Source organism: Methanocella arvoryzae MRE50, from assembly GCF_000063445.1.
Classification (GTDB): domain Archaea; phylum Halobacteriota; class Methanocellia; order Methanocellales; family Methanocellaceae; genus Methanocella_A; species Methanocella_A arvoryzae.
The window spans coordinates 1,107,836-1,130,724 of record NC_009464.1; the positions used below are offsets into that span (position 1 = coordinate 1,107,836).

At 55.4% G+C, this 22,889-nt stretch carries 16 protein-coding genes; 6 read left to right on the top strand and 10 right to left on the bottom strand.

The genetic code is table 11. The annotated features are described in order from the left end of the window. Window positions 1-26 precede the first annotated feature (26 nt). The 3 genes from RCI_RS05670 to ligD (RCI_RS05680) all read left to right on the top strand — a co-directional run bounded on the left by RCI_RS05670 (window position 27) and on the right by ligD (RCI_RS05680) (window position 3,303). Window positions 27-1,007, top strand: coding sequence for a hypothetical protein (locus RCI_RS05670; protein WP_012035442.1), 981 nt, complete (start codon window positions 27-29; stop codon window positions 1,005-1,007). 398 nt (window positions 1,008-1,405) lie between these two features. Continuing rightward, entirely contained in the window at window positions 1,406-2,410 is a 1,005-nt protein-coding gene (gene ligD / locus RCI_RS05675) for a non-homologous end-joining DNA ligase (RefSeq protein WP_048198114.1), read from the top strand. After that, on the top strand, window positions 2,407-3,303 hold the full coding sequence (gene ligD / locus RCI_RS05680) for a non-homologous end-joining DNA ligase (protein ID WP_012035444.1): 897 nt from the start codon (window positions 2,407-2,409) through the stop codon (window positions 3,301-3,303). The genes ligD (RCI_RS05675) and ligD (RCI_RS05680) overlap by 4 nt, the downstream gene beginning before the upstream one ends. 76 nt (window positions 3,304-3,379) lie before the next feature. On the opposite strand, the gene RCI_RS05685 is transcribed toward ligD (RCI_RS05680), so the two are convergent. The 4 genes from RCI_RS05685 to RCI_RS05700 all read right to left on the bottom strand — a co-directional run bounded on the left by RCI_RS05685 (window position 3,380) and on the right by RCI_RS05700 (window position 8,149). Next, window positions 3,380-4,057, bottom strand: coding sequence for a TIGR00266 family protein (locus RCI_RS05685; RefSeq protein ID WP_012035445.1), 678 nt, complete (start codon window positions 4,055-4,057; stop codon window positions 3,380-3,382). A 795-nt stretch (window positions 4,058-4,852) separates the two neighbouring features. Continuing rightward, on the bottom strand, window positions 4,853-5,695 hold the full coding sequence (gene dapF / locus RCI_RS05690) for a diaminopimelate epimerase (protein ID WP_012035447.1): 843 nt from the start codon (window positions 5,693-5,695) through the stop codon (window positions 4,853-4,855). After that, a complete protein-coding gene (gene lysA / locus RCI_RS05695) occupies window positions 5,695-6,978 on the bottom strand; it encodes a diaminopimelate decarboxylase (protein ID WP_012035448.1) in 1,284 nt (427 codons plus the stop codon). Before lysA ends, dapF begins: the two co-directional genes overlap by 1 nt. Before the next feature lie 13 nt (window positions 6,979-6,991). Then, a complete protein-coding gene (locus RCI_RS05700; protein ID WP_012035449.1) occupies window positions 6,992-8,149 on the bottom strand; it encodes an LL-diaminopimelate aminotransferase in 1,158 nt (385 codons plus the stop codon). A gap of 918 nt (window positions 8,150-9,067) precedes the next feature. On the opposite strand from RCI_RS05700, the gene RCI_RS05705 reads away from it, so the two are divergent. Further along, entirely contained in the window at window positions 9,068-10,543 is a 1,476-nt protein-coding gene (locus tag RCI_RS05705; RefSeq protein ID WP_048198117.1) for a nucleotide sugar dehydrogenase, read from the top strand. 60 nt (window positions 10,544-10,603) lie between these two features. On the opposite strand, the gene RCI_RS05710 is transcribed toward RCI_RS05705, so the two are convergent. The 3 genes from RCI_RS05710 to asnB all read right to left on the bottom strand — a co-directional run bounded on the left by RCI_RS05710 (window position 10,604) and on the right by asnB (window position 16,412). Then, a complete protein-coding gene (locus RCI_RS05710; RefSeq protein WP_012035451.1) occupies window positions 10,604-12,199 on the bottom strand; it encodes a NosD domain-containing protein in 1,596 nt (531 codons plus the stop codon). 196 nt (window positions 12,200-12,395) lie between these two features. Next, on the bottom strand, window positions 12,396-14,288 hold the full coding sequence (locus RCI_RS05715; RefSeq protein WP_012035452.1) for a right-handed parallel beta-helix repeat-containing protein: 1,893 nt from the start codon (window positions 14,286-14,288) through the stop codon (window positions 12,396-12,398). 261 nt (window positions 14,289-14,549) lie between these two features. Next, window positions 14,550-16,412: an asparagine synthase (glutamine-hydrolyzing) gene (gene asnB, locus RCI_RS05720; protein WP_012035453.1), complete on the bottom strand. Its 1,863-nt coding sequence runs from the start codon at window positions 16,410-16,412 to the stop codon at window positions 14,550-14,552. 193 nt (window positions 16,413-16,605) lie between these two features. Here asnB and RCI_RS05725 point away from each other — a divergent pair, with 193 nt between their 5' ends. Beyond that, window positions 16,606-17,850, top strand: coding sequence for a lipopolysaccharide biosynthesis protein (locus RCI_RS05725; protein WP_012035454.1), 1,245 nt, complete (start codon window positions 16,606-16,608; stop codon window positions 17,848-17,850). Then, window positions 17,847-19,808 carry a hypothetical protein gene (locus RCI_RS05730; protein ID WP_012035455.1) on the top strand — a complete coding sequence of 654 codons (1,962 nt, stop codon included), beginning with the start codon at window positions 17,847-17,849 and terminating at the stop codon, window positions 19,806-19,808. The genes RCI_RS05725 and RCI_RS05730 overlap by 4 nt, the downstream gene beginning before the upstream one ends. Here the strand turns inward: RCI_RS05730 and RCI_RS05735 are convergent. The 3 genes from RCI_RS05735 to RCI_RS05745 are packed head-to-tail and all read right to left on the bottom strand — an operon-like array spanning window position 19,788 to window position 22,809. Then, complete coding sequence (locus RCI_RS05735) at window positions 19,788-20,819, bottom strand: GNAT family N-acetyltransferase (protein WP_012035456.1); 1,032 nt, start codon at window positions 20,817-20,819, stop codon at window positions 19,788-19,790. The genes RCI_RS05730 and RCI_RS05735 overlap by 21 nt on opposite strands. A gap of 3 nt (window positions 20,820-20,822) precedes the next feature. After that, complete coding sequence (locus tag RCI_RS05740) at window positions 20,823-21,845, bottom strand: GNAT family N-acetyltransferase (protein ID WP_012035457.1); 1,023 nt, start codon at window positions 21,843-21,845, stop codon at window positions 20,823-20,825. After that, on the bottom strand, window positions 21,823-22,809 hold the full coding sequence (locus RCI_RS05745) for a polysaccharide deacetylase family protein (RefSeq protein WP_231844950.1): 987 nt from the start codon (window positions 22,807-22,809) through the stop codon (window positions 21,823-21,825). Before RCI_RS05745 ends, RCI_RS05740 begins: the two co-directional genes overlap by 23 nt. Between the last annotated feature and the right edge of the window lie 80 nt (window positions 22,810-22,889).

Sequence of the window (22,889 nt, forward strand, 5' to 3'; positions counted from 1 at the left end):
TATCTGGCTGTTCACCGTTTTAATATATGTCCGTCCGTCTGCCATCGTCTGCTTTACCCATAGCTGCGGCGATCGTACTATTCCTGTCCCTTGCAGGCATTGCTCATGCGGGCCAGACGGCAGACGCGATAGTGGTGACTATACCATCACAGTTCCCGCTATCCGGCCCGGCCGAGCTGACAAGCACAGGATCGACAGCGGGCGCTGTGGCAGGAAACATTCAGATAATACATACAGATACAGCCTCTTTTTTACTCATCCCCGCGGTATCAGCAGAGAACGGGGCAAGGCTGACTTCGCTGCGGGATTCTGAGACAGGGGTAGTCTTCCGTAACAATACGATAGCACTGCCCGTAGTCAAGGACTCCGATGTGATAGCAAGACTGGTACTTGCCACAGACGAGATGATAGCGGGCAGGGATGGCTATACAGGAAGGATTACAGGTGTGGAGCTTGACATCCCGGGAGGAGAAAGAACTGTAGACGGGCACAGGTTCTCTGCTGGCACAGCCATCTTTCTCAAAAGCCTGCCACAGGGTATCGCCTATCGAATGGTTACGACCGAAGGTCAGGACATGAAAAGGGCAATCGATGCCGCCCTCGAACCTGCCGGGCTGGCTCCGCCCGCCGTGCCGCTGGCTATAGAGGTAGACGGCGTTGACCAGAAGAGCCGGAGCATGATAGAATTTATCATAGTCTCCGTGAGCACAGACCAGGATTGGGTGGAGAAATACTGCAGCGACAATATCACGATCTACGGGCGACACGACACATCCGTTGTGCCGGTAGCCACCCGCTTAGTGAAGGCGGACGATAATACCACTGTCGTATACCAGGCAGTCGTTTCCGGCCCCGGCAGATTCGCCCTCGCCGCAGCCGGAGAAAAGCCCGGAAGCGGCCTCGAATGGAGCATATCAGGCGCAGGCGAAGTGCTGATCTTCGGCGGCCTGCTGACTGTCCTGATATCGGGGCTGATCATCATGGTCCGCAGGGTCCTGAAGAAATAAATCATTTTATAGTCATTCAATCCTCAGGGGCCTCCGAAACCTCCCTGTTGTCCGGCTTGCGCACACATACCCGGCAAACTGGGAGGTTGGGGAGGGCCCGGAGATCAGGGAGACTTTTCAAACTGGGAGGTCAGGGAGGTTAAGAGGTCTGAGAGGAGGATGGTGAGGGCCCGGAGGATTAGAGAGGAAAAATCGTCTGTTGGGAATCGCCTTGAGAACGCCTGCATTCACAGGCGTTCAAAAGGCGAACGTCACGGCATACGAAAGATTCTGCTCACAAATATGTCTTATTCGCCCATTTTTTACCGTTCAAGAGCATCAAAAAAGTTCCAGAACCGACTATGCTTTACATTTGTTTATCGCCGCAGAAGAAAATCTTCACATATACCAGATGCGCTATGAACGACTTATTATCACAGCTTCCACCAGAGGAACGGCTAAATGTTTTAAAGGCTGAACAGCCCGAGTGGACGGAGCCGATGCTGGCGACACTTACCCACGAGAGGTTTTCCAGCCCTGACTGGATCTTCGAGAGGAAGCTTGACGGAGAGCGAGTTCTGGCCTTTAAGCGTGACGGCATAGTTCGGCTGATATCCAGGAATAAAAAGCCGTTGAACGATACCTATCCGGAAGTGGTAGACGCCCTCCTGGCACAGCCCGAAAAAAGCTTCGTCCTCGACGGCGAAGTGGTTGCTTTCAAGGACGGGCAGACCAGCTTCGAGGCACTCCAGAGGCGGATAGGCATCAGCAATCCCGGTGAGGCCCGCAGCCGGGGCGTTGAGATCTTTTACTATATCTTCGACATACTATACCTGGCTGGATATGACCTGACTTCCCTGCCCCTTGTCATAAGAAAAGAACTGCTCAGGCGGGCTCTCGTCTACAAGGATCCCTTGCGGTATCTGGATTATCGCAGGGAGCACGGCGAGAAGTACTTCGGGGAGGCTTGCGCCGTGGGCTGGGAGGGACTGCTGGCTAAAAATGCTAACAGTGTCTACGAGCACCGCCGCTCAGATAGCTGGCTCAAGTTCAAGTGCGTCAATCAACAGGAGTTCGTCATCGGGGGCTACACCGAGCCAAAGGGTAAACGTATCTGCCTCGGAGCACTGCTGGTCGGCTATTACGAGGGCGAAAAGCTTCTGTACGCGGGCAAAGTAGGCACAGGCTATACCGACGAGACGTTGAGGCAGCTGTGCCAGCTGATGGCTCCTCTTGAGCGGGCAACGTCGCCATTCTCAGGTGGCGGCTGGCCTGATAAGGAAGTCCACTGGCTGGAGCCGAAGCTCGTCGCCCAGATCGGCTTCGAGGAGTGGACCCGCTATAACAGGCTCCGGCAGCCAAGGTTTAAGGGCCTGCGGGACGATAAGGAGCCTGAAAAAGTAGTCCGGGAGGACAAAGGATGACTGCACGAGTTACCACCGATTCAGATAGAGTCGAACTCTCTCACCCAGATAAAGTACTATTTCCAGAGGACGGCATCACCAAGCAGGAGCTGGCCGATTATTTCCGGGACGTGGCAGAGTTTATGCTGCCTCAGGTCCGGGATCGGCCGATGACCTTGCAGCGTTTCCCGAACGGCATCGGGGAGCCCGGCTTCTACCAGAAAGAGGCCCCTTCTTACCTGCCTGAGTGGATTGACACCGTCACCTTTCCGCTCCGGGAGGAGGGCCGGGAGCAGCGCCAGATCCTGTGCAATAGCGCTGCTACGCTGGCTTATCTGGCCGACCAGGGCTCGATTACCCAGCACGTCTGGCTTAGCAGGGCCGACCGGCTGGAGTACCCGGACCGGATGATCTTCGACCTCGACCCGCCCGACGACGATTTTAGCATTGTCAAATTCGCGGCGAACACCCTCCGGGCGAAGCTGAAACATCTTGGCATACCCGCCTTTCCCATGACTACCGGCTCCCGCGGCCTGCACGTCGTCGTCCCGCTCGACAGGTCCGTCGACTTCGATACAGTCAGGGCATGGGCTGCGGAATTCGCCCGGAAGCTGGCCTGGGCAGTCCCCGACAGCTTCACCACAGAGCTCCGAAAGGAAAGCCGCGGCGACAGGCTGTTCATCGACTATACCAGAAACGCCTACGGCCAGACCACCGTCGCACCATACACAGTCCGAGCGAAAAAGGGCGCACCCGTGGCGATGCCGGTAAGCTGGGAAGAGCTGGAAGACCTCGAATCATCGCAGGCCTACAACATCCGCAATATTGTAAAGCACCTCAGAGAGACTGGAGACCCGTGGAGAGATATCGACCGCCATGCGGGGAAGCTCCCTGCTTTGCAGGAGAAAAAATAACCAGCATCACCATTGCGAGTGGCCTTTTAACTATGGAAACGCTCAGAGTGGCTGGTTTTCGGCTGCATTACTTCTCTTACTGACTCTGGGGCTTGGGCAGCATGGGCCAGAGCCACCCGACGAAGGTCCGTGGTGATCTGGTCTGGACGTACAGCCTGCCCGGGCCTCTCAGTCTTAAAACCAGGCCTTCGCCGCTGAGCATCGTGGACTTGATGCCGCCGACTTTTTCTACGGTGTAGGAGATGCCCTGCTGGAAGGCTACGAGGTTGCCTGTGTCTACTTTGACTTCCTCCCCTTGCTGGAGGTCGATGGGGTGGATGGCGCCGAAAGAGGATATGAAAAGCTCCCCCTGTCCGTAGATGCGGAGGAAGAACAGGTTTTCCCCGGAGAAGACCCCTTTGAGGCCCTGGAACTTCGTGTCAATGCCCAGCTCCGGTGTTGAGCACAGGTACGACCCGCTCTGGACGAACCACTCCCCGGTGAGGGGTATGTGCTCTACGTCGCCCATGTATGCGGGGCCGAAGCTGATCACGCCTTTGCCCTGCCTGCAGGTGAAGGTGTTCTGGAAGAAAGATTCCCCGCCGAGTATCGACCTTTTAAGCGACGAGAGGACGCCTCCTTTCGCGCTGGTCTGGATATCGATGTTCGGGGTCATAGTGACCATGGCGCCCGACTCGGCGCTGATCGACTCTCCGGCCTCCAGCTCGATCTGGAGCAGAGAATAGACCGGACGGTATAAGATTTCATGCTTCATACTAATCCCTTGAATAGGATACTATTGGGCGCCGAGATTATAGTCATTACTGATATGTTTTGTATGAATGCCCGTACCGTTTACACGAATTTTAGTCCTATGAAACTTGTTGCTTCGGCGAGGGTTGCAAGATCGCCAAGCACTCGTCGTATGAAAAATGGAATATTCAGGTAGATGCTATGAAAAATTGAAAGTTGGCCCTGTGTGAGTCGAAAATACCGCCAGGCATGCCAAGGGGCCAAGCTCGCCAAGAGCTAATTTTTCATGGAACGCCAAGAAGCCAGGCACGCCAGGGACTTTTTCGATCGGAACCACGTCGATCAATAAATTTATCTCTTGGCGAGCTTGGCCCCTTGGCGAGCTTGGCGGCTTTACTAGCGCAGAAACTGGGAACTGCCAGTTTTACATCACTTATGCCTGATCAAGGCTCCGATCATCACCTGACTCTTTGCCAAAACGTTTTGGACAGTTCCTTTGCCGGGATATTCGCCTGTTGAACGCCTGCATCCGCAGGCGTTCTCAAGGCGATTCCCGACAGCCGGTTTTCCCTCCCACACCCTCCGGGCACTCACCTTCCTCCTCCCAGACCTCCTGACCTCCCTGACCTCCCAGCTTGAAAAGTCTCCCGGACCTCCGGGCACTCCCCAACCTCTCACTTTGTAGTGTACGTGTGCGCAAGCCGGGCAACAGGGAGGTTTCGGAGGCACCGGAGATCAGAGAGGAGGAATGTGAGGGACCAGAGGCCCTGGAGGACCTGAATGACAAAGATGACTATACTTGAAAATTAAAAAAAGATTAGAGGGCGCTGAAGTCTACATCAATTTCGCCCTCGTATACGGTTTCAGCCGGCCCTTCCATGTAGGCGATGTCGCTGACAAAGCTGATGTTGAGCTGGCCGCCCGCTGTATAGACAGTGGTCTCGTCCCGGGTGTAGCCCAGGTACCTGGCGACTGCTGCCGAGGCTACGGAACCTGTGCCGCAGCTCAGGGTTTCGCCTTCCACGCCTCTCTCGTATGTCCTCACTCTGAGGTTGTGGCCCTCGCGCTGGACGAAGTTTACGTTGATGCCCTTCGGGAAGGTCTTGAGGTCGTACCGGATTTCCGGGGCCACCTTCATAAGGTCCACCGCGTTTACGTCATCCACGAAGATGACGGCATGGGGTACTCCGGTGTTGACGGCGGTGACTTCATAGCCGTGCAGGGGCTTGTTGATGAAGTTGTTGAGGCCTGCGGCCGGGATCTTCTTCGGGTCGAATAATGGCTTGCCCATGGAGACTTTGACCAGGGTTTTGCCATCCTCTATTCTTGCCTCGACTTCGAGGATGCCGGCTTTCGTCTCAACCTTGTCCTTGCCGGGGTTCATGTGGCCGTTGTCCACTGCATATTTCACGAAGCACCGGATGCCGTTGCCGCACATCTCGGCTTCGCTGCCGTCCTCGTTGAAGATGCGCATGTGGAGCGACGTGTGCAGCGGCTTTGCCAGGAAGAGCACGCCGTCGGCACCGATGCCGAACCGCCTGTGGCAGACCTTTTTGGCGAAGGCCGCCTTCTTCTCCTCGGGCACGGGGTTCTCGAACTCATCGATCACGATGAAGTCGTTGCCGTTGCCGTGCATCTTGGTGAACTTGATCTTCGTCATTACAGTAACCTGCCTGGCATGATCTGGTTCTGCAACAGGTCGTCGAACGTCTCCCGCTTCCTGATCAGGTCTGCCTTGCCGTTGTGGACGAGCACCTCGGCGCACCTCGGCCGGCCCACGTACTGGGAACTCATGCAGAAGCCGTAGGCGCCCGCGTCGAGCAGCGCCACGATATCGTCCTTCTCCACCACTGGCAGCTGCCTGTCGGTAGCCAGGATGTCGCCGGACTCGCAGATCGGGCCTACGACAGTGTACTCGCCCTTCGCAGGGGACCCGGCTTTGTTGGCTATTACAGCCTCGTGGTACGAGTCGTACATTGCCGGCCGTATCAGAGTGTTGAAGCCCGCGTCGGTGCCGACGAAGTTCTTGTAGGCCTTCTTCACAGTGTTCACCCTCATGAGCAGGACGGTGCTGTCTGCGACCATGTACCTGCCCGGCTCGAGATGGAGCTCGGGGCTGATGCCGATCTTCTTACATCTCGCCTTGAAGGTCGGCAGGATAGCCTTAGCCCAGTCCTTCGGGGTCGGGACTTTCGTTCCCTTCTGGTAGGGGATGCCGAAGCCTCCGCCCAGGTCGACCCATTCCAGGTCGATGAAGCCGCTGATCTGCTCCACGAGGTCCATCATCTTGTTGGTGGCCTCCGTATAGGGAGCGGTTTCTAAGATTTGAGATCCGATGTGGCAGTGGATACCGACCGGGTTTACGCCCGGAAGCTTCTTTGCCTCCTTATATATCGATACGATATCCTTCGTCGGAATGCCGAACTTGGAGACCTTTAGCCCGGTCGCGAGCTTGGGGTGGGCGTCCGCGGATACGTCGGGGTTCACCCGGAAGGCGATCTTGACTTCCTTCTTCGCCTTTTTGGCCAGTTTCGACAGCGCCAGCAGTTCGTCCCGGGAGTCCACCGAGACCATGACGCCGGAGTCGATTGCGTACTGCAGTTCGGCGTCCGTCTTAGAGTTGCCCGTAAACAGGATCTTCTCTGCGGGGATGCCGGCCATGCGGGCGAGGTAAATCTCACCGTCGGAAAAGGCGTCCGCGCCTGCGCCTTCCTGAGCGAAGATGCGCTGGACGACCAGGTTGTTGTTCGACTTGGCCGCGAAGAAAATGGACACGCCGGGGAATGCGGCGGAAAACCGCCGGTAGTTGTCCCGCAGGCGGTCTTCGTTCGTCACGTAGAGCGGCGTCCCGTAGGTTTCAGCGAGGCTGACAGCGTCAACTCCGCCTATAGTGAGATGGTTGCCCTTGACCTCCAGGTGGCCGGGGATTTCGTAAGCTTTCATGGCTGGGTCAACCTCAGAGTTTCTTCATTCTTTCGACGGCCTGCTGAATGCGCTCGAGGGGGCTGGTGAGCGAGAAGCGGATGTAGCCTTCGCCGTACTTGCCGAAGCCGGAGCCGGGCGTGCCGACGATGCCCGCCTTGTCCAGCAGGTACTTGGCGTACTCGATGGACGTGTAGTTCTTAGGTATGGGCGTCCAGACGTAGAAGGTCGCCTTCGGGGGCGTCACGTTGAGGCCCATGGACTTGAGGCCGCTGCAGAGCGCGTCTCTCCTGACCTCGTACATCTTGTTGGTCTTCTCAGTGAAGGCCTGAGACTGCTTCAGAGCCGCTATGCCGGCCATCTGCACTGCGAGGAAGGCGCCGGAGTCCACGTTCATCTTGACCTTGCCGAGGCCTGCGACGATCTCGGGGTTGCCCACGGCAAAGCCGATGCGCCAGCCGGTCATGTTAGAGGTCTTGCTCAGCGAGTGCAGTTCGATGCAGCAGTCCATGGCACCCGGCACCTCCAGGATGCTGGGAGACCGGTAACCGTCGTAGCAGACTTCTGAGTAGGCGTTGTCGTGCACGACGACGAGGCCGTTGTCCTTGCCGAAGTCCACTACTTCCTTGAAGTAGCTCTTGTCAGCCACAGCAGCGGTCGGGTTGTTGGGGTAGTTGATGAAGATCATCTTCGACTTCTTCACGACGTCTTTCGGAATGGCGGACAGGTCGGGCTTGAAGCCGTTCTCCTCGAGCAGGGGCATGTCGTACGGCTTGCCGCCTGCAAAAGAGGTGCCGGTCGCATACACGGTGTACCCAGGGTTAGGGCAGAGCGTGTAGTCGCCCGGGTTCACGAACGCCAGGGGAATGTGGGCAATGCCTTCCTTGGAGCCGATCAAAGTGATCACTTCGGTCTCCGGGTCGAGCTTGATGCCGAACCGGTTCTTGCACCACGTGGCGGCCGCGTCCCTGAATATATTGGACCCTGAGTACGCGGGGTACTGGTGGGCTGCAGGGTCCTTAGCCGCTTTACAGAGTTCCTCGATCACATAGTCGGGGGTAGGCGTGTCCGGGTCGCCGACGCCGAAATCGATGACGTCGACTCCTTCTTTGAGCTTCTGCTGCTTGGCTTTGTCCACCTCGGCGAACAGGTAAGGTGGCAGCGAGTTGATCCTCTCAGCATAGGTTACCATTATCTGATGACGCTCCTTATGTCATGGACTTGAGTCCTGTTACTAATAGGGGCAAAAGGTGTAAATAAACCTGATCATGTGCGGTGCGCGGCGCGCAAGGCATTATGAAAAAGTCATAACTATCGCTGCGCTGTGCTATCCATTATTACAAGGATACTCGCAAACAGTTGTCTATGTGCAGGTGAACGTACACAAACGCTGCGCTGTGCTAGCCACCATTACAAGGATACTCGCAAACAGTTGTCTATGTGCAGGTGAACGTACACAAACGCTGCGCTGTGCCAATCCTCACAGATTCCACGGATTGTGATTGATTCCACAGATTCCTCTGCTGAATCCACCGATTACTACTCGATATCACAGATGGAATACGATTATACTATTCGATCACCGATAGCAATCATAAGACAATCGATCAGAATATTTTTTATCTATCTGTGGAATCCATCAGAATCATCAGATTCTGCGTCATCTGTGCTATCCATTAGAAATCTGTGGATTCTGTATCAATCTGTGGCATCTGTGTGGTTTAGCACAGCGCAGCGTTCGACTTGCAATCTCACTTCATATAAGCAATCTGTTATGCACAGCACAGCGTTCGACTTGCTATCTCACTTCATATAAGCAATCTGTTATGCATAGCACAGCGTTCGTTATCGCATCGCCAGCATTTGACAGCCTGCTTAGCATCCTGGCGCCTTAGCGTTATAAGATCAACCTCCCGGGCGTAGGATAACACATTATCACTAATGTTGATAGTCCACAGTATCACGAGTGATCCCGTCGGAGAGAACGATACGATCCATAGCAGCCGATTGTAGAATGGTTTTCGTTCCCATGCACTCAAAGCAATTATTGCGCAAATTTTATATAATACACTTGTATATATTATGCTGATTACATCCCAAGGGGTTGAACATGGACGATTTAAAAAAGATCATCGAACGGAAAGGCCCGATCCGCAAGGTCGGCGTTATTGGTATGGGCTACGTAGGGATTCCCGCAGCAGCGCTGTTTGCCGACTGCAGGCAGTTCGAGCATGTCCTCGGATTCCAGAGGGACTCGCCGTCGTCGGGCTACAAGATCGATATGCTTAACCGCGGGGAGAGCCCGCTGAAAGGTGAGGAGCCGGGCCTCGAGGACCTGCTGAAGAAGGTGGTTTCCGAGGGTAGGTTTGAGTGTACCCCGGACTTTTCGAGGATCAGGGAGCTCGATGCGGTCACCCTCGCTATCCAGACGCCCTTTAAGAATCCCAAGGATCTGGTGCCTGATTTCAGCGCGCTGACCGAAGGCCTGCGCATGGCCGGTAAGTACATCCGGTACGGCACGCTCGTAGTCATCGAGTCGACGGTCACCCCCGGCACTACGATGGGCATGGCAAAGGAAGTGCTGGAGGAAGAATCAGGCATGAAGGCAGGGGTAGAGTTCGCCCTCGCCCACGCTCCGGAAAGGGTCATGGTCGGCCGCCTGCTCAAGAACATCCAGGAGCACGATCGCATTGTGGGCGGCATCGACGAAGTGAGCACGAAGAGGGCGGTGGAGCTATATTCACCGATCCTCACGAAGGGCAAGATCATCCCCATGTCGGCGACAGCAGCAGAGGTCACCAAGACAGCGGAGAACACCTTCAGGGACCTGCAGATCGCAGCTGCCAACGAACTGGCACTCTACTGCGAAGCAATGGGCATTAATTTCTACGACGTCCGCACTGGCATCGACAGCCTGAAAGGCGAGGGCATCACCAGAGCCATCCTCTGGCCCGGCGCAGGCGTCGGCGGGCACTGCCTGACCAAGGACACCTACCACCTGGAGCGGGGAGTAAAGGTCCTGAACGGCCACCTCGACTATCCGGAGGGCAAGGACTCGATGTTCGTGCTGGCCAGGAACATCAACGACTTCATGCCCCGGCACATGTTTAACCTCACTGTCCAGGGCCTGAAACGGGCGGGCAAGAACAGGAAAGGCGCAAGAGCAGCCATCCTCGGCTGGGCGTTCCTCAGCAACTCCGACGATGCCAGGAACACGCCATCTGAGACGTTCAGAGACCTGCTCCTCCTCGACGGCTTCGAGGTCAAGGTCCACGACCCCTACGTGGAGAAGTACCCCGGCGTGCCCATCCTGCGCAGCATCGAGCACACGGTCGAAGGAGCTGACGTAGTTGCCATTATGACTGGCCACAGCCAGTACAAGGATCTTGATCCGGCAGTGATCAGGGAACTGACAGGCAAGGAGCACCCGGTCATCGTCGACGGGCGCAATATCATCGATCCCGACCAGTTCATCGCCCAGGGGTTCGTGTACAAGGGCATCGGCAGGGGAGACAAGAACGGGCACCGGATCGCAGATCTTGCCCGGAGCAGGAAAATGGCAGAAGAGCCGATCCCGGCCGCATAAGCACCATTTTGACAGCCGGCCCCGGAAAAAGCCGGGGCATTTCAACTTTTTTCAAACGCTTTAGAAACCGATATGCTGCAGCCACGTTTTCAGGTGAACGGCTAGCTGCTGCCATAGATTAAGCCCGGCATGCGGTGAAGTGTTTACAGGTTCAGGGGCGCTGCGAGGGGTTGTACAGGGCTCTGTCGCAGGGGGCGGAATAAGATAATTGTACGATGCCTCTGCAAGGGGATATTGATCTATGACCCCATTCACAGTATAGCCTGTCTCTCCGATGCCATTCCCGTCCGCATCACGGCCGCTGTAATCGCCATAATGGTTCCCGAGATAGCCTGTATACGCGTTACCCGTGTAATAGTAGGTTTCTGGCTGTGAGGTATTCCAGTAGTTACCGGGGCTCGCTGAGTAGACCCCGTCGAGAAAATCGTTCAGGTACAGCCGGTTACTGGTCGATCGCTCCAGCCAGATGCCTTCGCCGTTATCGTAGGCGCTGTTTCTCGTCAGCAGGTTGTAGCTGGAGTTGGAGAGCCACAGGCTCTGGTATCCCGGAGCGCTGTCGCTCCAGGTGCAGTCCTCGATCGTGTTATACCAGGAGTCCGTCAGGGTTAGGTCATACATGCCCCCGGACATGGTGTTGTTCCGGAGTGTGCAGTTGTGGGCGTTCAGCAGCCTGATGTTCCGGCCGCTTCTGGAGAGCACGTTATCGGCTATCAGGCAGTCCCGGGAATTTTCGACGATAACGTTATAGTATTCCCCTGACGCGATATTGCCGGTGACAGTGGCATTTTCGGAGGCGTCGATCCAGACAGCGTAGTGGTCGTCTATCATCACGTTGTCCTTTACCACGCTGTCCCGGGTATTCTTCAGCTGGACTCCATCGCCGAGGCGGTATACGTGCGCTCCGCCGTCCCTTGCTACAGTCCCGCCGTTGAGCTGCATAAGGTTATCAGAAACGACATTGCCGTCAGACTGGTAGATGCTGATAGCGTTTTTATTTTCGAACTCAACGCTCGACAGCGCGTTGAAACTCACGTTATTTCCGGAGATCAGGTTATTATCGGAAGCCTGCTCTATGCTGATCGCGTCGTCGGAGTTATAGCAGACGGCGTTATTCAGGATGGAGTTCTCCGTCGAAGCGTACAGCTTGATGCCGTGAAAACTGTTGCCATTGACGATATTACTCACGATCACGTTACTGTCCGACCGGTTAAGGTCAATGCCGATGTAGTTGCCATAAAGGTCGTTGGAGTCGATGGTGTTTAGCCGGGAACCGGAGACTTCGGTGCCCAGCAGATGTCCGAAGATTTCGCAGTCCCGTATAGTATTGTTGTCGGAGTATATGCCGATACCTGTGCCTTTGCTATCTGTGCTTGTTATCCTGAGTCCTTCGATCTGCACCCCGTCGGCAAGGATAGAGATAGTGTTTCCAGCACCGTCCCCGCACACGACAGGAGCGCCGCCACCATCGTCCAGGCCTTTGATGTGGACAGGCTTATCCAGTTCGAGGCTCTCCCGGTACGTTCCGCTCTTCACCAGGATGGTATCCCCGCCGCCAGCACTTTCTATCGCCTGCTGGATACTCTGATACTCCCCCGTCGGGCCGACCGGGATCGTTCTGGCTTTTGAGCTGACAATACCCGGGCTCAGGAAGAGCAAGAGCAGGCAAATAAAGAGAGCAGCGTACCGGATTTCTTTTCTAATGTCGAGTCACCGCCGTGCGGCTAATCTTTTATGTATAGTATGTTAAATATAGATGCTTGCGGATAATATAGTTACTCATCAACAGGTATTGTGCTGCAATTAAAAGTTCTTCAGGTACGACAAAAAGAGTGTGAGGGGGAATCCCCCCACATTATTTAACGCGCAGTTCGTAGTTGACCGTATCCTGGATCTCCGGGTGGGTGGTGGACTTCACCTGAATATTCACGTGGTATGTGCCTCTGGTTGTCGGCGTGATGGTCACATAGCCGTACCGGAAGTCCAGTGGCTGTACCAGAGAATCCTCGTACATAGTCACCTTGTACCATGAGGCGGGAATACCGCTAACGTAGATGGCGTACGTGTCCGGTTTCGCCCCGATGTTCTTGTAGTAGATCTCCTGTGTCAGGCTCTTGCCGGGAGCTACATTGAACTGTTCCATCCGCTTTACTTTACCCTCGTAGCTGGCCATAGTCCGCATGTTATCCACGGAGTAGTCGGGAGTGCCTGGAACAGGCACTGGCGTAGGAGTGAGGATAGGCGTCGGAGCCGGAGTGGCAGTCGGCGTCACAGTAGGCTTCGGAGTTGCAGTAGGCTTCGGTGTCGGCGTGGGGGTAGGCGCTAAAGTCGGCTTAGGCGTGACAGTGGGAGTAGAGGTAGGGGCAGGGGTGGGCGTAGGTGTCGCCGATCCAGGTGGCAGGTACCTGTCGTGGGTCTGCATAAGAGGATATGCGTCGCTTACCCCGTTCTTTGAATAGGACGTGTCGCCTATGCCATTCCGGTTGGCGTCCTGGCCACTGTAGTCCTTGTACTTGTTGCCGACGGTGCTCGTGTAAGTGACGCCGTTGTACTGGTAGGTCATCGTCCCGGGAGACGTCCAGTAGTTGCCGGAGCCGCCGGAGCTTACTCCGTCGAGGAAGTCGTTCAGGTAGAGCCGGTTGTTCTTAGACGAATCGATCATCAGTGGGCCGCCAGTGTTAGCAATTCTGTTGCCCTTGAGCGTGTTATAGCTGGAGTTGGTGAGCCAGAGGGCGTTGTAGACATAGCTGCTGTCGCTGATGACGTTCTCCTCGAGGGTGTTGTACCACGCGTTGGAGAGCGTCACAAGGTATGTCGACCACTCGGAATTGCCCCCGCCGGAGACTTTGTTGCCCCTCACTGTGTTATAGCTGGCGTAGTCCAGCCATATGCCCCTGCCGCCCTTAGACACGGTGTTGTCTGCGATGGTATTGCGGTGGGACTGCTCAACCATGATGTTGTAGTACTCGCCCGAGGCGACGTTGCCGGTGACGGTGCAATTGGTCGACTTATAGATCCAGACCGCGTAGTGGTCGTCTATCATGACGTTGTTCTTCACCACGTTGTCCCTCGTCTCGTACAGCTGCACCCCGTCGCCAAGCCTGTAGACGCGGTTGCCGGGCTGACGAGTAATGGTGCCGCCATTCTGTTTCATGGTGTTGTCGGAGATGACGTTACCATTCGACTGGTAGAGCTTGACGGCGTTTTTATTCTCATACTCCACGCTGGACTGCGCGTTGTAGCTCACGTCGTTCCCGGAGATGAGGTTGTTGTCGGAGGAGCGCTGGAGAATGATGCCGTCTATCTTGTTGTACCAGATCGAGTTGCCCAGAATCTTGTTGCCGGACGCCTGGTACAGGGATATACCGTACTCAGAGTTATCCCGGATCGTGTTGCCCTTGATAGTTACACCAGTAGTAGCAACGCTAATGCCGCTCTTGCCCCTGGTCACCACGAAGTTCTCGATCCAGGCACCGCTGGCCGTGATGCTGACAGCGTCCCTGCCGTTGAGCATGCCGTCGATGACAGGCCTGCCCGAGCCGGTGTCCACGCCCCTGAGCGTAATCCGTTTGTTGATATTCACGTTTTCCTTATACGTGCCGCTGTTGACATTGATGACGTCGCCGGCCGCAGCATTGTTGATCGCTGTCTGAATGCTGGAATACTGCCCGCCGGGGCCGACAGTGATCGTCTGGGCCGTGACATTCATGGAAGTCAGGCTGAGAGATGCGACGAGAAGCGTGCACACCAGAGCCGCTGTGAGGATAAGTTTTTTAATAACAACACCACCGTTTTTACGCCCGGTAAAAGCTGGCGGGCCGGTTAACGGTCAACAGGTCACCCACTTTAACCGTGCGTATTTATCAGCTATTTAGTAAGCACTTTCTGGTTTATTTATATCCCATATATACTTTTTTCTGCTGGCGGTGAAGATTTTTTAAAAAAATTACATAAATATGAAGGAGTTATACCACGTTCCCCGGATCGATTCAGCTGTGTAAACGGACATTCACGGGGTGGAAGTGAAAACCGGTATTGGCCCGGCCCCAGAAATATTCCGGCCTTCGAAGAAGTGTCGCAACCACAGCTCAAGGTTGATCCACTTGAAGATGAGGTCGCCGGCGTTCCTGCGGCCGGTGATGTGGTCCCGGAAAATTTTCTCCACCTCGGGCCACTTCCAGTACGGCCGGCTCCGGAAGCTGTCGGAGTAGATGATGTTTTCGCAGAAGGCGATGATCTTCTCGTTCCTGAAAAATTCGTCGGCCGGTGCGGCGAACCCGATCTTGTCTTTACGGTCCCTGATAAGCGGGGGCAGTATATCGTCCATGGCCTTGCGGAAGATGACCTTGGTCTTGCCGTCCTGTAGCTTTTCCTCTGCAGGTACGGATGCCATGGCCTCCACCAGATCGACGTCGAGGAACGGCGGCCTGGTCTCGATGCTCCAGCGCATGGAGTTTTTGTCCTCCCACCGCATCATTTCAGGTATCGCCGTGCTGAAGAGCGAGAGGTTCAGGATGTCGTTCAAGGGCATCCGGCTCCAGCGGGGATCGTACGTGTCGCCGCAGACCTGCTTCAGGTAAGCGTGGTTGATCCAGGTATTGAGACGGCTTTTCCACAGCCGTACCTGGATCGCTCTCGGCAGGAGCAGGAACCCGAATAGGGCGCTGCTGTAGGTTTTCCGGGAGTTCCGGGAGTAGAGAAGCATCTCCCGTGCCAGCTTTAGCCACCGGAATGAGCGAAACAGCTCGTAGAAATAGTAGCTGTAATAGTAGACGTAGCCGGCGAACAGCTCATCCCCTCCCTGCCCGTCCAGCAGGACTTTGGCCCCGTGCTCGTGCGCCAGTTTCATCACCCGGTACTGTGCGTACGGGCTCAGCCCCCCTACAGGCTCCTCCTGTGCCGCGACAAAGTCTGCGATCTCTGCCAGGAAGCTGTCAGGGTCAAGCGCGGTGAAAAGCTGCCGGGCACCAGTGGTCCGGCCGATCTCCCGGATATACTTGCTTTCGTCGATCGGGCTGCCCGGGACCACGAAGGAGTACGTGCAAAAATCCCCGTCCAGAAGCTGATCGAGGATGCAGACGATCGCTGACGAGTCGACTCCGCCGCTCAGGCAGCTGCCGATGGGGACGTCAGCTATCGTCCGCTGCCTGACGCTTTCTGTAAAGAGGGTTTTAATGTCTGGCGCAGCAGCGGTAGCTGTAGTCCGGGGCTTTCGATCGTACCACTTCAGATACCTGTGCTCGTGGCTCTTCAGGTCGTAGAGGAGGAGAGAATCGGTGGCCAGGGACTGGATATTTTCGAAGAACGTATCTGTACCGTGGTCTTCCAGGTTGAAGGCAAGATATTCCATGATTGCCCTGGCGCGGGGAGCCGTCTGAATCTCATGGCAGAGTATGCCGGAGATCATCGATGAGAAGATGATCTTCCCGGGGCTGAGGTGATAGTACAGGGGCTTGATGCCGAACTGGTCCCGGGATAACAGTAGCGTGCCCCGGTTCTGGTCATATATGCAAAATGCCCACATGCCCCTGAGCCTGCGTACAAAGTCATGGCCGAACTCTTCATAGGCGTGAATGATCACTTCGGTATCGGTGTCGCTCCTGAACCTGTGGCCCTTCTCCAGCAACTCGCGCCTTAGTTCCCGGTAATTGTAGATTTCCCCGTTATAGGTGATCCACACGGTCCCATCCTCGCTGGACATCGGCTGGCGACCCTTCTCGGAGAGATCGATGATCGACAGCCGGTTATGGCCCAGCGAGACCATTTCGTCCTGGTAGATACCATGGTCGTCCGGCCCCCTATGTCTGGTTACATCGTTCATCTGGCTGATCAAGCGCAGGTCTTTCCAGTTGAATCCGTTAATACCACACATAGAACATTCCTTTTAAGTCCGGCTTCTTGCCAAAGCATTATATTATACTGTTTGTATATAATTGTTGCACAAGGACATCCTTACCATCCGCTAAGAGAGCTGGCAATTAGATCGCGTACGATAGTTAATTATTTAAGTTATTAAATAATAAGCACTTAGTAATATCGGTTCAGGTCGATGACGAGGCGAACTGATGAATGTCCATGTACCTGCATATTTACGAGAGCTAAGATATCACCTGAACGATCCGCTGTATAAGAATTCTGTGTTTATCTTCACCACCAGACTCCTGACAGTGGTGGTAGGGTTCGTCTTCTGGATGATCGCAGCGAGGCTTTATTCCGTAGAGGATGTAGGCCTGGCCGTAGCCCTGATCTCGTCGGCAACCCTGATCAACCTGTTCTCGACACTGGGTATCGAGCATTCCATCATCAGGTTTTTCCCGGCCTACAGCATGGCCAGGGTCATCAACAGCAGCATAATCATCGTTACCCTTACATCGCTGGCCATAGGCGTAGCGTACAGCATTGCACTAATTCTGCTCTCCTCTGACCTCGCGTTCGTGAGTAACCCGGTCTACCTCATAATATTCGTCGCCTTCGGAGTCATCAGCACCATCGCGGTCGTCACTGGAAACATATTCATAGCCATGCGTAAGACGCTGTACTACCTTGTCCAGAACGTGTTCATCTCTTTCAGGGTCCTGTTTCTCATACCGCTGATCTTCCTGGGAAGCTTCGGCATCGTGGGCTCGACGATGGCCGCATACATCGTGGCCTTTCTATTCGTGCTCTTCATCCTCAGCAGATTCATCAGGTTCGACTTCAGGGCAGACAGAGACTACATCCGGAACTCGTTCAGCTACTCATCCCGGAACTACGTGGCTACCTTGCTGTCCGAAGTGCCATTTCTGCTCATGCCGGTGATCGTTCTCCACGTCCTGGGAGAAGCCGACGCTGCCAGGTACTACATCGCGTTCACGATCGGGAGCTTCCTGATGCAGATCACCTACACGATCAGTACCTCGCTGTTCGTGGAGGGAAGCCACGGAGAGAGCATGAAGAAGAACGTGATCAAGTCGGGGATAGCGATCTATTCGCTGCTCGTGCCTGCCTTCCTGTGCATCTGTCTGTTCGGCGAATATGTCCTCAACATCTATGGCAGTGAGTATGTGGCAGCTCTCGATCTTCTCAAGCTGGTGGCGCTGTCGAGCTTTTTCCAGGCGATCTATTCCCTGTACTGTGCCATCCAGAAGGTGAATATGGGAATGGACAGCGTCATTAAGCTGAACCTGATCATGTTCTGCCTGTTCCTCGGACTGTCTTACGCGCTGATGGGACTCTTCGGGACTACCGGGGTGGGGTATGCGATGGTCGTCACCTTCATCGTGATAGATCTGTTGATAATTGGTATTTGTAAGAAGGAGAAATGGATATGAACGGATTGTTTCTGCTCGCCGCGGGCCTCATCGTCGCAGGATTTCTCCTGGCACTGTACGCGACCAGATTCTTCACTGCGGACAGGCCCTCGTTTTTGTACGACCTGACAGTCGATGCCGTGCTATACGCGATCCCCGTGCTGGGCCTGCTTGGCATGGCGGCCCTGCTCGTCCTGCAACAGTGGAACCTGCTGGTCCTGGGCACCTACCTGATCATCCCAATAGTCCTCGGCCCCATTCTCTTCCTCGCCTACAGCCGGAGGAAATGCGGAAATGGCCATGTTAACGGACTAACCTTCAGATTCCTGCTGATCGTCTACCTGATCAACTTTTCCATGTCCCTGATCCTGCTCTACACGTTTGAGACCCGGACGTTCCTGTACTACGCCCTTATCGCGATCATCGCTACGCTGATCATGCTCGAGATATTGTTGTTCGATAAGCGGCAGGTCAGCGTACCGGTCATCCTGGCGCAGATCTCGATGCTGGTCCTGAACATCATCTGGAGCATCAACCTGAAATACTACTTCTACGTCGGCAGGACCGATGTCCTGCTTCACTCGTGGTACGTCGAGAACATCGTGAAATACGGGTTCGTGAGCAGCGTCTTCGAAGACTACCAGACCTTTCCCCTGTGGCACATCCTCAACGCAGCGGCTTACAGGATCACAGGCGTGGACTTCCCCGTGCACGACATCATGTTCATCAACATCGGCATCATCTACGTCGTCATTGCGATGGGAGTATTTCTGGTGGCGCTGAAGGTCACGGGAAACCAGCGCACTGCGATGCTCTCCTCGCTCTTCGTCGCGGTCTACCCGTACTTCATCCTGATCGGCTCCGAAGCGCTGGCCAGGAGCGTCGTGTCATGCCTGGGGGTCATTCTGCTCCTGCTTCTGCTCGACAGCAAGGTTAAATCGCGTTTCTGGCTATCGGTGCTCGTGACCGCCGGGATCATCGTCTTCCACCCGGTAGCCATCCTCTTTATCCTCGTGATCCTGGCTACTATGTACCTGGCCCAGAAAATCTTTGTCAGGGACCCTGAATTTTCCCTGATCCCGGGGAAGTACTTTGCAGTAGCGATCCCAATGCTGGCGCTCTACTGGCTGCTGTTCGGGAACAGGATCGTACAGGCTCTACTGTACAGCGTCCGAAATCTCGGGGCCTCGACGCAGGTCATGGCATCCGTCATCGCCAGCCCGGCCAGCGAACTGTTCAACTACCTGCAGTTCGTGCCGTTCCTCCTCTTCATCATCGTCGGCACAGTGGCCATCCTGCGCTCGAAAGGCCTGGGCCATAATGCCAAGATCATCGCTCTCACTGCGCTGGTGCTTGTGCCGCTGACCTTCCCCGGCCCTGCGCTCCTCATTAACAAGTTCTTCATGGACGTGGAGATGGAGAGATTTTTCGAGAACGGGTTCGTCTTCATGGGCCTCACCGCGGCGATAGGGTTTTCGGCGCTGTTCCTGCGATCCGGCAGGGCGATGAAAGCAGTCCTGACGCTGCTCTTCGTCACAATGGTTCTCCTGTCGGTCTCGAACGACTTCGTTGCCACAGACAATCCCCTTGTAAAGCGGCCGTTTTTCACCCATTACATTTCATCAGGGGATGCCGCTATCATAGAGCATCTCACGACGATGACCACCGGATACATATTATCGGATTACGTACCTCACCGGTACCTGTACGGCTCTCCGGAAAGAGTTAAGACACACATACTGGAGGTAGACTCCCGAAACCTGACGTTCCTGAGAAACAGCGGAGAAGACCTGCTGGTCATCAGGTCCGGGGAGCTTGAGGGCAGGCCATTGTACGTATCTGCAGTGGATGACGGGAACTTTATCCATACGCCTGGGTGGCGCAATACGGTTTATTACACCGGGGACTCGCCCCTGTGGAACGATCTTGGCAGGTACAGCAGGGTCTACGACTCAAACTCAATACAGGGGTATAACTGATTTAAGCCCTGCCGTAAAATTTTTTTTCAGAACGTTCTTGTAAGCCCATTCAGCCGCAGCGCCCAGCGGGTCCTTTTTGCTGGCCACGAAAGTCTGCCTGAGTGCAGGGTTGAACTTGGACTTAAAGAGGCACAGGTGTTTGAGGCCTGCACCTTCCAGTTCAACTTCCCGGAGGCCCTGCTGCTTCGCCTGCCGGATGAACTCCCACTTCATGAGCTCGTTGCCGGGGATGTCTTTTCTGATATTTATCTCCCCCAGCCAGAACATCAGGCTCTCCTTGTAAGCGCAGTTCAGTGCCAGAGATACAAGCTCATCCCCGGCATAAGCGAAGTACATCTGCACATTATCGGGAAAAGCATCGAGGATATCCCGCAGGTATTGAGGGCTGAGGAGCGGAGAGCCCATGCCCCGGCTGGCAAACCGGTCCCGGGTGATAGCGTAGAACGTCTCGACGTCGAGGGTCTGATCTATCGAAAGGTGGTATTTGTCGCCTGCCCTGATCTTCTTCTTGCAGTCAGGATCAAAGCCTTCCAGGATTTTTTCCAGCGGCCGGCCCAGGTCGAGGTAATAGGTATAATTGATCCCGAGGTCGTAGCCGGCCCACATGAAAGGCCTGGCGTCGTCGAAGCCCGGGACTGTGGAAACAGAGATGTAGTTCGGCACCAGTTTTTTCAGTTCCCCGCTTACTTCCTGGAAAGCGTCGTTCAGGTAGCTTTCCTTCCTCTTCTGCCTGAGATGGTGATACCCCGGGCTGAAAGCGGGTCCAAGGTAGGGGACACATGTCCCGGGGGGAGGGGAAAAGACCGTCTTCAGCCCTTTAAAGGATCGGAAAAACAGGGGGAATACACAGACCAGCTCCCTGCCTCTGCGGACCCCCAGCGGAAGCAGCCTGTAACTGGAGTGCTTCTCGATGATCTTCAAAAAGTCCCACCTGTGAAAGAGCATGCTGTCCGGGCTCGTTTCGACAAACTCGTCCCACTGGCCCCGGTCATCCAGAAGCTCTACTGGCACAGCCTACTCACCCTCCGGCAGGCGTCCCGAAACCGTCGCAGACCGGGCTTTTGCAAGTGCGATGTAAGCCCACCGGGCGCATGTGCCGAAGATATTTTTCCGGCTGACGGAGTAGCACTTTTCCAGCCCTGGGCCGAACTTCGACTTGAACGGGGTCAGCCGCCTGGTGTGCCCGTCGTAGATCTCGAATCGGCGGAGCCCGGCAGCCTTCGCCCTTTTGATCAGCTCCCAGATCAGGTACTCGTTATAGTGGCCATTGGCGCTTCCCAGCCACAGGAGCAGGGTATCCCGGTACTCGCACGTCACCTGGACGCCGGAAATGCCATGGTCACACAGGAAGTGCATTTTCACGTTCTCCGGGAAGGCTGTCAGGATGTCCCGCAGGTACTCGTGGCTCTGGCTACCGTAGACGGAGCTCTGGCCTTTGAGCCGGAGCCTCTCGTCCATAATCTGGTAGAAGGCACGAGTGTCCTCCGATCGCCGGATCTCCGGAGCCGTGTGCTCACAACGCCTGATTCTCTTTTTACAGCTTGCGTCGAAGCCTTCCCAGATCCTGTCCAGAGGTCTGGCGAGGTCGATGACGTAGGTGTACTTAACGTCTACGTCGTATCCGCTCCACAGGAAAGGCCGGACGTCGTCGAAGCCCGGGGCGGCGTCTACAGCGACATAGCTTGGGGATAGCCGGGCGATCTCCCGGTTGACCTCCTCGACGGCATCGTTGAGGTAGCTCTCTTTTCTCCGCTGCCTGAGGCCATAATACCCCTCGCTGAACGCCGGGCCGAGGTAAGGGACGTTGGTCTGCAGGGGCGGAGAGAATACCGCTTTCAGGCCGCCGTATGACCTGTAAAACAGAGGAAAGATGCAGACCGGCTCTTCACCCCGGAAGACGGCGTAGGGAAGCATCTTAAAGGAGGAGTACTTTTCCATGATCTCCAAAAACTTCCACCGGTGAAACAGCGTGCCTCCGGGGCTGTCTGCGGCAAACCTGTCCCACCAGCCCTGATCATATACTATTCTGGCATGCATAGGCGATCCTCGTCTTAGAGATCTCTTCCGCGCTGGTCATCCAGGCGTTTTTGCTGCTGCAGTAGTCCAGTATTTTGCAGTACAGCCGCTTCCACTCTTCCCGGTAGGGAGAGCCAAAGACGGTGTTGTGCCAGAGCAGGGTGATGACTCCGTGGTAACGCTCGACGGTGTCTATAAGCAGCTTCGCTTTCTCCCACGCCCGGGCGGGAGTGCCGGCGTAGCCGAACAGCGTGCGGTCCATGATAGTCAGGGGAATTTCCACGATGTCGACTTCTCTGCCCAGCTTCAGGTTAAACGGCCTGAACGGGTGGCACATGCCGTTGCGGAAGCCGATCATGTTATTATAGCCCAGCGTCGTGTCGTATTCAAACCCCGCCCGGGCCAGGAGTTCCCACGTGTCGGGGATCTTAAAGCAGAGGTAGTGGTTCCTGTAGCCGGTCACCTTTTTCCCGAGCACGGTTTCCAGGTTCTTCTTTTCCTCCAGGATTTCGGCGAGGTCATCGTACGCGTAGTAGCCGCCATGTAGGCCTATGTCCCAGCCCCGGTCAGAGATGAAGCCCAGCTCATCCTCTATGGAGCGCAGATCATAGAGGCCGGAGCCTTTTTTCCCGGGGCAGGGAGCCATGAAGTAAAAGGTCGACCTGGCGTCGTAGGCTTCCTCGATCTCCATTATCTCTCTGAAGTTAACGTAGGTACCAGGCCCCTTCACGGTTCTGTTCCGGAAGAGCTCTTCTTTGAGCCCTCCCAGGTTCAGGCCCTTGAGGAAATGAATGGAGGACAGGGCCTTGTGTGGTAAGGTAGGGTAGATGATGTCTATGTCATGCGTCAGGCATACGGCGAACTGTCGGTCCCCGGGATAAGCCACGTCCAGGTTATTTTCGACCAGATACCGGGAGACAGAGGGCTCCAGGATCGAGTCCCTGTCTGGAGACCTGTAATAAGACTTGTATCCGTTCCGCTGCATCAAAGGGTACTCGTGCCTCAATGTATACAAGTCCCATAGCCCTCTGTTTTGCCTGACAATTGACATAGGTATCGCATTCT